Source organism: Streptomyces sp. TBY4, assembly GCF_024213195.1.
Lineage (GTDB): Bacteria > Actinomycetota > Actinomycetes > Streptomycetales > Streptomycetaceae > Streptomyces.
Genome location: NZ_JANAVF010000016.1, coordinates 64,789 through 79,006 on the forward strand (window position 1 = coordinate 64,789; position 14,218 = coordinate 79,006).

The 14,218-nt window shown below is 69.3% G+C and carries 9 protein-coding genes; 6 read left to right on the forward strand and 3 right to left on the reverse strand.

Translation table 11 applies throughout. The annotated features are described in order from the left end of the window. Window positions 1–2: 2 nt before the first annotated feature. The 3 genes from NLX94_RS30345 to NLX94_RS30355 all read right to left on the reverse strand — a co-directional run bounded on the left by NLX94_RS30345 (window position 3) and on the right by NLX94_RS30355 (window position 4,780). Entirely contained in the window at window positions 3–2,477 is a 2,475-nt protein-coding gene (locus NLX94_RS30345) for an excinuclease ABC subunit UvrA (protein ID WP_254386310.1), read from the reverse strand. A 78-nt stretch (window positions 2,478–2,555) separates the two neighbouring features. After that, the gene (locus tag NLX94_RS30350) at window positions 2,556–4,082 is read right to left on the reverse strand and encodes an FAD-dependent oxidoreductase (RefSeq protein WP_254386311.1); all 1,527 of its coding nucleotides are present in this window, start codon (window positions 4,080–4,082) and stop codon (window positions 2,556–2,558) included. Window positions 4,083–4,180: 98 nt separating this feature from the next. Continuing rightward, window positions 4,181–4,780 (reverse strand): class I SAM-dependent methyltransferase, encoded by a 600-nt coding sequence (locus tag NLX94_RS30355; RefSeq protein ID WP_254386312.1) that lies wholly within the window; start codon window positions 4,778–4,780, stop codon window positions 4,181–4,183. A 216-nt stretch (window positions 4,781–4,996) separates the two neighbouring features. Here NLX94_RS30355 and NLX94_RS30360 point away from each other — a divergent pair, with 216 nt between their 5' ends. From NLX94_RS30360 to ahcY, 6 genes are read left to right on the forward strand one after another with little or no spacing between them, the layout of a single operon-like run. Further along, on the forward strand, window positions 4,997–6,043 hold the full coding sequence (locus NLX94_RS30360) for an acetylserotonin O-methyltransferase (protein ID WP_254386313.1): 1,047 nt from the start codon (window positions 4,997–4,999) through the stop codon (window positions 6,041–6,043). Between the two features lie 19 nt (window positions 6,044–6,062). After that, a complete protein-coding gene (metK, locus tag NLX94_RS30365; protein WP_254386314.1) occupies window positions 6,063–7,280 on the forward strand; it encodes a methionine adenosyltransferase in 1,218 nt (405 codons plus the stop codon). 1 nt (window position 7,281) lies between these two features. Continuing rightward, on the forward strand, window positions 7,282–8,265 hold the full coding sequence (locus NLX94_RS30370; protein ID WP_254386315.1) for a carbohydrate kinase family protein: 984 nt from the start codon (window positions 7,282–7,284) through the stop codon (window positions 8,263–8,265). Next, window positions 8,262–11,741 carry a methionine synthase gene (metH, locus tag NLX94_RS30375; RefSeq protein WP_254386316.1) on the forward strand — a complete coding sequence of 1,160 codons (3,480 nt, stop codon included), beginning with the start codon at window positions 8,262–8,264 and terminating at the stop codon, window positions 11,739–11,741. The genes NLX94_RS30370 and metH overlap by 4 nt, the downstream gene beginning before the upstream one ends. Before the next feature lie 43 nt (window positions 11,742–11,784). Further along, on the forward strand, window positions 11,785–12,723 hold the full coding sequence (gene metF / locus NLX94_RS30380; RefSeq protein ID WP_254386317.1) for a methylenetetrahydrofolate reductase [NAD(P)H]: 939 nt from the start codon (window positions 11,785–11,787) through the stop codon (window positions 12,721–12,723). 31 nt (window positions 12,724–12,754) lie between these two features. Then, a complete protein-coding gene (gene ahcY / locus NLX94_RS30385; protein WP_254386318.1) occupies window positions 12,755–14,209 on the forward strand; it encodes an adenosylhomocysteinase in 1,455 nt (484 codons plus the stop codon). Window positions 14,210–14,218 lie beyond the last annotated feature (9 nt).

Here is a 14,218-nt window from a genome sequence, read left to right on the forward strand (position 1 = left end):
GGCTACCGCGCGGGGCGGACAAGTCGGCGCAGATGGCCAGCCGTTGCGGTGTCCGTGGCCCGGACCTCCTCCGGAATACCCTCGGCGACGACCCGGCCGCCGTGCTCTCCGGCGCCAGGCCCCATGTCCACGAGCCAGTCGGCGCAGTTCGCCAAGTGCAGGTCGTGCTCGGCCACCAGCACTGTGTGCCCGGCGGCCAGCAGCGCATCGAAGGCGCCCGCCATGCGCTGGACGTCTGCCGGGTGCAGGCCCGTCAGGGGCTCGTCGAGCAGTACGACGCCGCCGCGCCCGCCAGTCGCCCCCCGCCGAATCGCATCGGCGAGCTTCAGCCGCTGCGCCTCGCCACCCGACAGATCTGTCGCGCTCTGCCCCAGCTGGAGATAGCCGAGTCCCACCTGGCGCAGCGCGCCCAGTACCGCGGCGAGCGGGCGGGGCTCGTCGAAGTGCTCGGCGGCCTCGTCCACGGTCAGGTGCAGCACCTGGTCGATGGCCAGCCCACGGTATTGAACGGAGAGGACGTCCGGAGTGAACCGCCGGCCGTCGCAGACGTCGCACGTCGCCCAGATGTCGGGCAGGAAGTGCATGTCGACAAGCTTGCGGCCGTAGCCGGTGCATGCCTCGCAACGGCCCGCCGCGGCGTTGAAGGAGAACGCCGACGCGCCGAGGTTCAGCGTCCGAGCCCGGTCCGTACCCGCGTACAGCTTGCGGATCGCGTCGAAGGCCTTGCTGTACGTGGCCGGGTTGGACCGGGGGGTACGCCCGATCGGGCTCTGGTCGACGCTGTCCACCCAGGCAACCGACCCGATGCCGCTGACGGCGCCGACCGTCGGGTGGGAGCCGCCGGCGACGGCGGCCGCCAGGGCCGGTGCCACGGCGTGGCCGAGCAGGCTGCTCTTGCCACTGCCGCTAACGCCGGTAAAGCAGGTCAGGGCGTTCAGCGGGAGCCGCAGCCCGTCCACGCGCACGCTGTGCACCCGTATGTCCTTCAGCTCCATCCAGCCGTGTCGACCGGCGCGGGCGCTGACCTCCCTGGTGATCCGCGGCCGGCTCGGGTCGAGGTAGCGGCCGGTCACAGATCCAGGGCAGGCGGCGAGTTCTCGCACGGGTCCTGAAAACATCACCTCGCCGCCCTCACGTCCGGCGCCGGGACCCAGGTCGATCACCCAGTCCGCCTCGGCGATGACGTCTGGGTCGTGCTCGACCAGCAGCACCGTGTTCCCGGCGTCTCGCAGGTCCGCGAGGATGAGCCGCAGTCGCTCTTTGTCGGCGGGGTGCAGTCCGGACCCAAGCTCGTCGAGCACGAACATGATCCCGGTGAGGGAGGTGCTGAGCTGCGCGGCTGTACGGGCCCGCTGCAGCTCCCCGCCGGACAGGGTGGGGGCGGTCCGGCCGAGTTCGAGGTGGGCGAGGCCGAGCCTCTCCAGCATCCGCAGCCGGCCCGTGACCTCGGGCAGCAGCGCCTCGCCGATTTCCTTGCGGACGCCCGTGAGCCCGCCCGCGAGCCTCGCGGTCCACTGCTGCACCTGGTGCACGCGCAGGACCGACAGCTCGGGGTACGTGGCGCCGGCTAGGGACACACCTCGCGCGGCCTCCCCGTAACCTGTGCCCCCGCAGTCCTCGCACGGGACCTGGCGCATGTACGGCACGTAGCGTTGCTTGGCGTTCTCGCTGCCGGCCGCAGCGAACAGCCGCTCGACCTCCGCGACGGCCCCGCGCAGGGGTTGGTTCAGCTGGTAAACGACCTCGGCATCGGAGTTCTTGTTGGGGACGCGGACGCTGGTGCTGACGGGGACGTCCCCGGTGCCGTACAGCAGGGCGTCGCGGAACGCGACGGGGAGCTCGCGCCAGGGCAGAGCAAGGTCGGCGCCGTACTGCTCGGCAAGGAAGGGCACCGCCACCTGCTCCGGCGAGCGGAGTTTCTCGAACCAGGGCGAGCCGCCCTCCATCAGGGGGAGTTCGGGACGCGTGACCACGAGGTCGGGGTCCGCGTGCGGGGTGCCGCCAGCGCCGTGGCAGCGCGGACAGCCTCCCTCGGGGCTGTAGCGGCTGAAATGCCCGCTCGACAGGGCTGGACCGGCCCCCTCTCCGCCGCCGTCGGCGCCCAGCCTGGAGTACAGCAGCCCGAGGTAGGCGTCGACGCCGGTCATGGTGGCGACGGTGGACCGGGAGTGTCGGTTGAGCCGACGCTGGTCAACGGCGAGCGTAGCGCCGAGGCCCTCTATCCGGTCGACCTGGGGACGGTCCTTGGGGGTGATGTACTGCCGAACGAAGGGGGAGAGCCCTTCCAGGTAGCGCAACTGCGCTTCGGCGTGGACGGTGTCGATGGCAAGCGAAGTCTTGCCGCTGCCGCTGACGCCGGTGAAGGCGACGATACCGCCGCGGGGGATGTCCACGGTGACGTCACGCAGGTTGTGCGTCCGCGCGCGGACCACCCGGACCCAATCCGTGCCGCCGTCCGGTAACGCTCTCTCAGTCATACGATTTCCGCTCGTTCGGTGCTGGTACGCGCTGCCCGGGCGGGCGAGGCCGCCAGCTGGTCCGGGCAGAAGATCACATCACACCCGTGAAGGGACGCGGGAGGGCGCCCCGCACCAGTGGCGCAGTGCCGCCCGCAGCGAGGGGGTCTCCCCGGCGTGGCCGGCCCATGCAACGTATCCGTCCGGGCGGAGCAGGACCGCCTCGGGCAGCTCCGTGCGGCCCTCGTACGCCCCCCGTACGACGGTCACACGCCGGGCCCATCCGTCCAAGGCCGCCTGCCCGCAGAAGCCACCGTGCGACTGGTCGAGGAGGACGAAGCCGGCCTGCCGGAAGTGCTCGTAGAGGCGGCCTCCCGCCTCCGCAGCCGCGTCGCGTGGGCGCAGCTCGGCGTCCGCCAGCCTTCGTCCGACGAGCTTGTGCGGGGCGGAGCCCTCCGGCCGGGAGAGCGGCGGGTAGCGGAGGGTCAGCCCGGAAAGCTGCTCGATGACGGAGTTCTGTAGTGGCGGCAGGCCCATCAGACGGGTGGTCAGGCCGCGCAGCACCCGGGCCCCCGGGGAGTTGGACACCTCGAACTTGTAGACCAGATCGGTGCGGCGCAGCGTGGCACGGGCGATGGGACGCCGCTCGCGCTGGTAGGAGTCCAGGAGGTGGTCGGGGGCCCATCCCGACAACTGGGCGGCGAGCTTCCAGCCGAGATTCATGGCGTCCTGGATGCCGGTCTGCAGTCCCTGCCCACCCGAGGGGATGTGAGTGTGGGCGGCGTCGCCAGCCAGCAGTACACGGCCCAGTCGGTAGCGGTCGCTGAGCCGCTGGTCGCTGCGGAACCGCGACATCCACAGCGGGTCGTGGAGCCCGAAGTCGGTGCCGAGGATGGCCCGGCAGCTCTCCCGGAGCTCTTCGAGGGTCACTGGCTCGTCGACGGGTGCGCCCATCCGTTCGTGGTCGAGCGCGATCAGCCGGTACGTGCCGTCGCCGAATGGGAAGAACACGACCATGCCGCGCCGACCGGTACGGGCATGCACCGGCGGGTCGGGCGGGGAGTCCAGCCGGACGTCCGCCACGATCAGCGAGCTGTCGTACGAGGACCCCTGGAAGGGGATGCCGGCGAGGGTTCGTACGGTGCTGTGCACGCCGTCGCAGCCGACGACGTAGTCGGCACTCTCGATGCGGGTGCCGTCCGGGCCGACTACCTCCAGCTCCACACCGTGCCCGTCCTGGCGCAGTCCGGTGACGGTGGTTCCACGCTCGATGCGCGCCCCGGATTCCAGTGCCCAGGACGCTAGTTGTTCCTCGGTTCGGCTCTGCGGGATGACGAGCATGTAGGGGAACGCGCTGTCGATCCCGCGATAGTCGAGCCAGCGCTTGCCGTCGCCAAGCGCGGCGTGAGCCCAGGGCAGCCCCTGGGCGACGAAGGCGTCCGCCCGGCCGCGCAGAGCCAGCAGCTCCAGGGTGCGGGGCAGGAGGCCGAAGGCCCGCGAGTGCGGCGAGGCGTTCGGCCGCTTGTCCAGGACCCGGCAGGCGATACCAGCGGTGGCGAGCTCCGCGGCCAGGGCGAGGCCGGTCGGCCCCGCGCCGACGACGAGCACGGACGGGGAACTGGACATGAACTCTCCTTGGTGCGGGGCGGGCTTCGGTCCCGGGTCGCGTGATCCCTGGGCGGCCTTGTGCCTTCGGGATTCTGGAGCCCTGGGGGTTTCTGCGGTCAGCTCTGGCGCTTCGCGTGCGCCACTACGAAGGTTCCCGGAACGATATCCAGACGGACGGGCGTCAGCCCGGTGCGCCTCAGCAGGTCCCGCATGCCCTCGGTGTCGTGGAGTCGGGGCAGCCTGCCCAGCACCTTCAGGAGCAGGGTGAGGACGAGCCCCGGAGGGGCGTGCTCGGCGATCAGAAACGAGCCGCCTGGCCTGAGCACCCGGCACACCTCGCGCAGGCCGGCTTCGGGGTCGGTCCAGTGGCCGAAGGAGGTGGTGCTTACCACCAGGTCCACACTGGCATCGCTCTGCGGGAGCCGCTCGGCGACGCCCGTGGACAGTTGCGCACAGGGCACCCGGGCGCGGGCTATGTCCACCATGCGCTCCGCGGGGTCGATGCCGTGCAGCAGGGCGTGGGGCCAGCGGTCTGCGGCGGCTTCGAGGAGCTTGCCGGTGCCGCAGCCGATGTCGAGGATGCTCCCGGGCTCCAGCCGGGCGGCACCGGCCCAGCGCAGTACGGCGGTGTGCGCGGTCTCGCAGTCCCTGCCGAACTTGTCGTCGTAGCGCGGCGCGATCCGGTTGAACGTCCGGACGTGACCTGGGTCTGCCATGAATCTGCTCCAGCTCGTGGAAGGCGGGTGGGCCAGGTGGCGATGGTGACGTGAGCCTAGGTTCGCGCCGGTCGCCAGAGCGGGGCCGCGACAGGTCCCCGACAGAAGGGAAATCTGTTGGGGATCTGGCTCGGGGCCTGGTGGAACGGCTGTCGGCACCGACCATCGGATGGCGTTGCCGGACCGGTGACGCCATGGAGCAATCAGGAGGCGACCGTGCATGAACTGAGCGTGGAACACCGGGAAGCGGGGGCTGCCGTCCGCCGCATCCTCTATGCCCAACTGCCCTCGCGTGCACTGGTCGTAGTCGCCCAGCTGGGCATTCCGGATCTGCTGGCCGACGAGCCGCTGGCGCTGCCCGCCCTTGCCGAGCGGACCGGGACGGACGCGCCCACGCTCGCGCGCCTCCTGCGCAGCCTCTCGGTCTTCGGCCTGTTCGAGGAAAGCGCCGAGCAGGTCTATTCGCTGACACCGCTGGGCGAAGCGCTGACCACCGCGCACCCGGCCTCGGCGCTGCCTTCCGCGAAGCTGGTCGCCGGCGACTTCGGCTCCGCCTGGGCGGATCTGCTCACGACGGTCCACACGGGGCAGTCGCCGTTCGAGCGCAGTCACGGCACCGACCTGTTCACGCACATGGAGCGGGACGAGGAGCTGCGCGGCACGTTCGACAACTCACAGGGCTGCGGGCTGGCGCTGGAGCTCGACGAGATCCTGCGCGAGGTGGACTTCTCCCCTTACTCCACGGTCGTGGACGTCGGCGGCAGCGACGGAACCTTCCTGCGTCGGGTCCTGGAGACCACCCCCGGCATCAACGGCATCGTCTTCGACCTGCCCAGCTCCACATCGCGCCTGCTGAAGCAATCCGCCCCCGACCCGCTGTCCGGGCGGTATTCGGTGATCACAGGCGACTTCTTCAAGAAGGTCCCCGAGGGGGGCGACCTCTACCTGCTCTCGCACATCCTGCACGACTGGGACGACGAGAAGGCGGTGGAGATCCTGAAGACCTGCCGTGCGGCCATGTCCGACAAGGCAAGGCTCATGGTCGTCGACCTGATCGCTGCGGACCGCGGGCAGCACGACGAGCGGCTACACACGGCCGCGTTGATGGACCTCTACATGCTCTCGCTGTTCGGCGGGACGGGCGGCCAGGAGCGTACGGCGGCCCAGGTCGAGGTCCTACTGGAGAAGGCGGGCTTCCGGCTCACCCAGGTCGACGCCCTTCCCAGCGGCATGAACGTCATCCACGCCGTCCCCGCTACCTGAACCACCGGAGGAAAGTGCCATGGGGCTTCTCTTCACCTCGGAGTCGGTGACCGAAGGTCACCCTGACAAGATCGCCGACCAGATCAGTGACACCATCCTCGACGCGCTGCTCGCCCAGGACCCGACATCCCGGGTCGCGGTGGAGACCCTGATCACCACGGGCCAGGTCCACGTCGCCGGCGAGGTGACAACGAAGGCGTATGCGCCGATCGCCCAGCTCGTCCGCGACAGGATCCTGGAGATCGGCTACGACTCGTCCGCGAAGGGCTTCGACGGAGCCTCCTGCGGAGTCTCGCTATCCATCGGCGCGCAGTCCCCGGACATCGCGCAGGGAGTGGACACCGCCTACGAGAAGCGCGTCGAGGGCGTTGCCGCAGGCGAGGAGGACGAACTCGACAGGCAGGGCGCAGGCGACCAGGGCCTGATGTTCGGCTACGCGACGGACGAGACGCCCAACCTGATGCCGCTCCCCATCGAGCTGGCCCACCGGTTGTCGCGGCGGCTGACCGAGGTCCGCAAGGACGGCACGATCCCGTACCTGCGGCCGGACGGCAAAACTCAGGTCACCATCGAGTACGAGGGCAGCCGCCCGGTCCGCCTCGACACAGTGGTGGTCTCCACCCAGCACGCCGCCAGCATCGACCTCGACTCGCTGCTCACCCCTGATGTCGAGGAGCACGTCGTCGAGTACGTCCTCGGCCGCCTCGCTGAGGACGGCATCAAGCTGGAGACCGAGGGGTACAGGCTGCTGGTCAATCCGACCGGCCGTTTCGAGATCGGCGGCCCGATGGGTGACGCCGGGCTCACCGGCCGCAAGATCATCATCGACACCTACGGCGGCATGGCCCGCCACGGTGGCGGCGCGTTCTCGGGCAAGGACCCGTCGAAGGTCGACCGCAGCGCCGCGTACGCGATGCGCTGGGTCGCGAAGAACGTGGTCGCCGCCGGGCTGGCCTCGCGGTGCGAGGTCCAGGTTGCCTACGCCATCGGCAAGGCCGCCCCCGTCGGCCTGTTCGTCGAGACCTTCGGCACGGAGCAGGTCGACATCCGCAGGATCGAGGACGCGATCGGCGAGGTCTTCGACCTCCGCCCGGCCGCGATCATCCGCGACCTCGACCTGCTGCGCCCCATCTACGCCCAAACCGCCGCCTACGGCCACTTCGGCCGGGAACTTCCCGACTTCACCTGGGAGCGCACCGACCGGGTTGAGGCCCTCCGCAAGGCCGCGGGGGTCTGAGATGCGTATCGCGGTCACCGGATCCATCGCCACCGACCATCTGACGTCCTTCCCCGGGCGTTTCACCGAGCAGCTGATCGCCGACCGGCTCGACACGATCTCGCTGTCGTTCCTGGTCGACGAGTTGGAGGTACGCCGCGGCGGGGTCGCGGCAAATATCGCCTTCGGCCTCGGAAACCTCGGGTACACGCCCCTGCTGGTCGGCGCTGCCGGAACGGACTTCGCGGAATACGACACCTGGCTGCGCCGGCACGGAGTCGACACGGCCTCCGTCAAGGTCAGCGAGACGCGGCACACTGCCCGGTTCATGTGCACCACGGACGCGGACCACAACCAGATCGCCACCTTCTACGCCGGGGCGATGGCCGAGGCACGCGAGATCTCGCTCGCCAAGGTCGCGCAGCGGGCCGGACGGCTCGACTGGGTAGTGGTGGCTCCCGACGACCCCGCGGCGATGCTGCGGCACGCCTCCGAATGCCGCGAGGTCGGCGCTCCCCTGGCCGCAGACCCCTCACAGCAGTTGGCGCGGCTGAACGGGGACGAGACCCGCCGACTCGTGGACGGCGCACAGCTGCTCTTCACCAACGAGTACGAGGCAGCCCTGCTCCAGGAGCGCACCAGTTGGACAGAACGACAGGTCCTGGACCGGGTCGGTACCTGGATCACCACCCACGGTGGCAACGGCGTCACCATCCGGGCCAGGGACGCGGCGGCCGTCGTCGTACCGGCCGTGCCGGCCAAGGAGACGGCCGATCCGACGGGCGTGGGCGACGGATTCCGGGCCGGTTACCTCGCCGGGCTCGGCTGGGGCCTGTCTCAGAAGCGTGCCGCCCAGTTGGGGTGCACGGTGGCGACGACCGTGCTGGAGTCGGTGGGCACCCAGGAGTACCAGGTACAGCCGGAGCTGTTCGCGGCGCGGATCGCGGACACGTATGGATCCGACGCGGCCGCGTCGATCTCGCCACATCTCCGGGGCTCCCGGTGAACGCACGTATCGCCGCTCTCCGCGAGGCGCTCGCCACACGGGTGGTGGTCGCGGACGGCGCGATGGGGACGATGCTCCAGGCGCAGGATCCGTCGATGGAGGACTTCCAGCAGTTGGAGGGCTGCAACGAGATCCTCAACGTGACCCGCCCGGACATCGTGGCGAATGTGCACCGGGAGTACTTCGGGGCCGGGGTCGACTGCGTCGAGACGAATACGTTCGGCACGAATTACGCGGCGCTGGCCGAGTACGAGATCGCGGAGCGGAACTACGAGCTGTCGGAGGCCGGTGCCCGCATCGCCCGCGAGGTCGCCGACGAGTTCACGGCCTCCACGGGCCGGCAACGCTGGGTCCTGGGTTCGATGGGACCCGGTACGAAGCTTCCGACGCTCGGCCACATCGGCTACGGGACCATCCGTGACGCCTACCAGATCAACGCGGAGGGCTTGCTGTCCGGCGGCGCGGACGCGCTCCTCGTGGAGACCACGCAGGACCTGCTCCAGACGAAGTCCGCGATCGTGGGCGCCCGGCGCGCGATGGAGGCCCTCGGTGTCTCCGTCCCGCTGATCTGCTCCGTGACCGTGGAAACCACCGGCACGATGCTGCTGGGTTCGGAGATCGGTGCGGCGCTGACGGCGTTGGAGCCGTTGGGCATCGACATGATCGGTCTGAACTGCGCGACCGGCCCGGCCGAGATGAGCGAGCACCTGCGCTACCTCGCGCGGAACTCCCGTATCCCCCTCTCCTGCATGCCCAACGCCGGCCTGCCGGTGCTGGGCAAGAACGGCGCCCACTACCCCCTGACGGCGTCCGAGCTCGCCGACGCCCAGGAGACCTTCGTCCGTGACTACGGGCTCTCGCTGGTCGGCGGCTGCTGCGGCACCACGCCGGAGCACCTGCGCCAGGTCGTGGAACGGGTGCGGGGCGCGGCTGTCACCGAGCGCACGCCTCAGCCCGAGCCGGGTGCGTCCTCGCTCTATCAGACGGTGCCGTTCCGGCAGGACATCTCGTTCATGGCGATCGGTGAGCGGACGAACGCGAACGGGTCGAAGAAGTTCCGGGACGCGATGCTGGAAGCCCGCTGGGACGACTGCGTGGAGATGGTCCGCGACCAGATCCGCGAGGGCGCGCACATGCTCGACCTGTGCGTCGACTACGTCGGCCGCGACGGTGTCGCCGACATGCGGGAGCTCGCCGGCCGCTTCGCGACCGCCTCCACCCTCCCGATCGTCCTCGACTCGACAGAGGTTCCCGTCCTCCAGGCGGGCCTGGAGAAGATCGGCGCCCGCGCCGTCATCAACTCGGTGAACTACGAGGACGGTGACGGCCCCGAGTCCCGCTTCGCCAAGGTCACCACCCTGGCCCGCGAGCACGGTGCCGCGCTGATCGCGCTGACCATCGACGAAGAGGGCCAGGCCCGCACCGTCGAGCACAAGGTCGCCATCGCCGAGCGTCTGATCGACGACCTGACCGGGAACTGGGGGATCCTCGAGTCGGACATCCTCATCGACACCCTCACCTTCACGATCTGCACCGGGCAGGAGGAGTCCCGCAAGGACGGCATCGCGACGATCGAGTCGATCCGCGAGCTCAAGCGCCGCCACCCCAACGTCCAGACGACGCTGGGTCTGTCGAACATCTCCTTCGGCCTCAACCCGGCCGCCCGCGTGCTGCTGAACTCCGTCTTCCTCGACGAGTGCGTCAAGGCCGGCCTGGACTCGGCGATCGTGCACGCATCGAAGATCCTCCCGATCGCCCGCTTCCACGACGAGCAGGTCAACACCGCTCTGGACCTGATCTACGACCGTCGTGCCGAGGGCTACGACCCGCTGCAGAAGCTGATGGCCCTCTTCGAGGGCGTCAACACCAAGTCGATGCAGGCCGGCCGCACCGAGGAGCTCCTCGCGCTACCGCTGGAGGAGCGTTTGCAGCGCCGGATCATCGACGGCGAGAAGAACGGCCTCGAGACCGACCTGGACGAGGCCCTCGAAACGCGCCCTGCCCTGGCGATCGTCAACGACACCCTGCTGGAGGGCATGAAGGTCGTCGGCGAGCTGTTCGGCTCCGGCCAGATGCAGCTCCCCTTCGTCCTCCAGTCCGCCGAGGTCATGAAGAACGCCGTCGCGTATCTCGAGCCCCACATGGAGAAGTCGGACGCGGACGGCAAGGGCACGATCGTGCTGGCCACGGTCCGCGGTGACGTCCACGACATCGGCAAGAACCTCGTCGACATCATCCTGACGAACAACGGCTACAACGTCGTCAACATCGGCATCAAGCAGCCGGTCTCCGCGATACTGGAAGCGGCGCAGGAGCACAAGGCCGACGTCATCGGGATGTCGGGTCTCCTGGTGAAGTCCACGGTGATCATGAAGGAGAACCTGGAGGAGCTCAACCAGCGAAAGCTGGCAGCCGACTACCCCGTCATCCTCGGCGGCGCCGCCCTCACCCGTGCCTACGTCGAACAGGACCTCCACGAAATCTACGAGGGCGAAGTCCGCTACGCCCGCGACGCCTTCGAAGGCCTGCGCCTCATGGACGCCCTCATCGCGGTCAAGCGCGGCGTCCCCGGAGCCACCCTCCCCGAACTCAAGCAACGCCGCGTAGCCAAACGCGACACCCCAGCACTCAATATCGAAGAGGTGGAGCAGCCCGGGGGCCGCTCCGACACCGCCATCGACAACCCGGTCCCCACGCCCCCCTTCTGGGGCACGCGTGTCGTCAAGGGGATCCCGCTGAAGGACTACGCGTCCTGGCTGGACGAGGGTGCGCTGTTCAAGGGCCAGTGGGGCCTCAAGCAGGCCCGTGGCGGTCCCAGCTACGAAGAGCTCGTCGAGAGCGAGGGCCGGCCCCGTCTGCGCGGACTCCTCGACAAACTGCACACAGACGGGCTGCTCGAAGCAGCCGTCGTACACGGGTACTTCCCATGTGTCTCCAAGGGAGACGACCTGATCATCCTGGGCGAAGACAGCTCGGAGCGGGCCCGCTTCACCTTCCCGCGCCAGCAGCGCGGTCGACGCCTGTGCCTCGCCGACTTCTTCCGCCCCGAGGAATCTGGTGAGACCGACGTCGTCGGCCTCCAGGTGGTCACCGTCGGCAACCGCATCGGTGAGGAGACGGCCCGGCTCTTCGCCGCCGACGCCTACCGCGACTACATGGAGCTGCACGGCCTCTCCGTGCAGCTCGCCGAAGCCCTCGCCGAGTACTGGCATTCCCGCGTGCGCGCGGACCTCGGCATTGCCGGCTCCGACCCGGAGTCCATGGCCGGCATGTTCCGTACGGAGTACCAGGGCTGCCGCTACTCCCTCGGCTATCCGGCCTGCCCCGACCTGGAGGACCGGGCGAAGATCGCCGACCTCCTCCAGCCGGAGCGCATCGGCGTCCACCTCTCGGAGGAGTTCCAGCTCCACCCCGAGCAGTCCACCGACGCCATCCTCATCCACCACCCCGAAGCCTCGTACTTCAACGCACGCTGACAGCTTTGCCGCAGACCGGAGCCCTCTCCCGGAAGGAGCCCTCATGCCCCCAGGCACCGTCGTCCTGCCACGCCCCGGCCAACCGGGGCTCGGCGATCTGCTCGGCCGCGGGCGGCCCTCCTACTCGTTCGAGTTCTTCCCTCCGAAGACGGCGGAGGGCGAACAGACCCTGTGGAATGCAATCCGCCGTGTCGAGGCCCTCGCGCCGACCTTCGTCTCCGTGACCTACGGAGCCGGCGGGTCGTCGCGCGACCGCACAATCGACGTCACCCAGCGCATCGCGGCCGAGACCACCCTGCGCCCCGTCGCCCATCTCACCGCGGTCGGCCACTCCGTCGCCGAGCTGCGCCGGATCATCGGCCGGTACGCCGACGCCGGTATCCGGGACGTACTCGCGCTGCGTGGGGATCCGCCCGGCGATCCACGCGGCGCCTGGGTCCCGCATCCCCAGGGGTTGCGACACACAGATGAACTTGTTTCTTTGATAAGGGAATTGGGAGAGTTCACGGTGGGTGTGGCCGCGTTCCCCGAACGGCATCCCCGCTCGCCCGACTGGAAGAGCGACATTCGACATTTCGTCGCCAAGTGCCGCGCGGGCGCCGACTACGCCATCACGCAGATGTTCTTCCACGTCGAGGATTACCTACGGCTGCGCGACCGGCTGGCCGCGGCGGGATGCGCGATCCCGATCATTCCCGAGATCATGCCCGCCACTGACGTACGCCAGATCCGCCGGTTCGCCGAGCTCAGCCAGGCAAACTTCCCCGACCCGCTGGCCCAAGCCCTGGAAGCGGCCCGGGACCATCCTGCCGACGGCCACCTGATCGGGGTCGACTACGCAACGCGGATGGCTGCGCGGCTGCTAGCCGAGGGTGCGCCCGGACTGCATTACATCACCCTCAACCGCTCCGACGCGGCTCTTGAGATCCACCAGAACCTGGGCCTCACACAGGTCAGCGCCTCTGCGCCAGCCCTCCCCTGAAGTCCATTCGCACGTCAACCATGGAGTAGTAATGACGAATCTGTCCCCCACCGACTTCAAGGTCGCGGACCTCTCCCTCGCCGTCTTCGGACGCAAGGAGATCACCCTCGCCGAGCACGAGATGCCCGGCCTGATGTCGATCCGCCGGGAGTACGCGGCCACCCAGCCGCTCGCCGGCGCTCGCGTCACCGGCTCCCTGCACATGACCGTGCAGACCGCCGTCCTCATCGAGACCCTCGTCGCCCTCGGCGCCGACGTCCGCTGGGCCTCCTGCAACATCTTCTCCACCCAGGACCACGCGGCCGCCGCCATCGCGGTCGGCCCGAACGGCACCGCGGAGAACCCGCAGGGCGTCCCCGTCTTCGCCTGGAAGGGCGAGACGCTGGAAGAGTACTGGTGGTGCACGGAGCAGGCGCTGACCTGGCCGAACACCCCCACCGGCGGCCCCAACATGATCCTCGACGACGGTGGCGACGCCACCCTCCTCGTCCACAAGGGCGTCGAGTTCGAGAAGGCCGGCGCCGCCCCGGACCCGTCCACAGCGGACTCCGAGGAGTACGCCAACATCCTCACCCTCCTCAACCGCACCCTGGGCGAGGCCCCGCAGAAGTGGACGCAGCTCGCGTCCGAGATCCGCGGCGTCACCGAGGAGACCACCACCGGCGTCCACCGCCTCTACGAGATGATGTCCGAAGGCACCCTGCTCTTCCCGGCCATCAACGTGAACGACGCCGTCACCAAGTCGAAGTTCGACAACAAGTACGGCTGCCGCCACTCCCTCATCGACGGCATCAACCGCGCCACCGACGTCCTCATCGGCGGCAAGACCGCCGTGGTCTTCGGCTACGGCGACGTCGGCAAGGGCTGCGCCGAGTCGCTGCGCGGCCAGGGCGCGCGCGTCATCGTCACCGAGATCGACCCGATCTGCGCCCTGCAGGCGGCGATGGACGGCTACCAGGTCGCGACCCTGGACGACGTCGTCGCGACGGCCGACATCTTCATCACCACCACGGGCAACAAGGACATCATCATGGCCGCCGACATGGCCAAGATGAAGCACCAGGCCATCGTCGGCAACATCGGCCACTTCGACAACGAGATCGACATGGCCGGCCTCGCGAAGATCGAGGGCATCGTCAAGGACGAGGTCAAGCCCCAGGTCCACACCTGGAAGTTCCCCGACGGCAAGGTCCTCATCGTCCTGTCCGAGGGCCGCCTGCTGAACCTGGGCAACGCCACCGGTCACCCGTCCTTCGTGATGTCGAACTCCTTCGCGGACCAGACCCTGGCCCAGATCGAGCTCTTCACCAAGCCGGCTGAGTACCCCACCGACGTCTACGTGCTCCCCAAGCACCTCGACGAGAAGGTGGCCCGCCTCCACCTCGCCGCCCTCGGCGTCCGCCTCACCACCCTGCGCCCGGAGCAGGCCGCGTACATCGGCGTCCCGGTCGAAGGCCCGTACAAGGCCGACCACTACCGCTACTAGACCGGCCGG

Coding starts and splice junctions, on each gene's coding strand:
- NLX94_RS30345 (WP_254386310.1), bottom strand. CDS start 2,477: ATGACTGAGAGAGCGTTACCGGACGGCGGCACGGATTGGGTCCGGGTG.
- NLX94_RS30350 (WP_254386311.1), bottom strand. CDS start 4,082: ATGTCCAGTTCCCCGTCCGTGCTCGTCGTCGGCGCGGGGCCGACCGGC.
- NLX94_RS30355 (WP_254386312.1), bottom strand. CDS start 4,780: ATGGCAGACCCAGGTCACGTCCGGACGTTCAACCGGATCGCGCCGCGC.
- metK (WP_254386314.1), top strand. CDS start 6,063: ATGGGGCTTCTCTTCACCTCGGAGTCGGTGACCGAAGGTCACCCTGAC.
- NLX94_RS30370 (WP_254386315.1), top strand. CDS start 7,282: ATGCGTATCGCGGTCACCGGATCCATCGCCACCGACCATCTGACGTCC.
- metF (WP_254386317.1), top strand. CDS start 11,785: ATGCCCCCAGGCACCGTCGTCCTGCCACGCCCCGGCCAACCGGGGCTC.
- ahcY (WP_254386318.1), top strand. CDS start 12,755: ATGACGAATCTGTCCCCCACCGACTTCAAGGTCGCGGACCTCTCCCTC.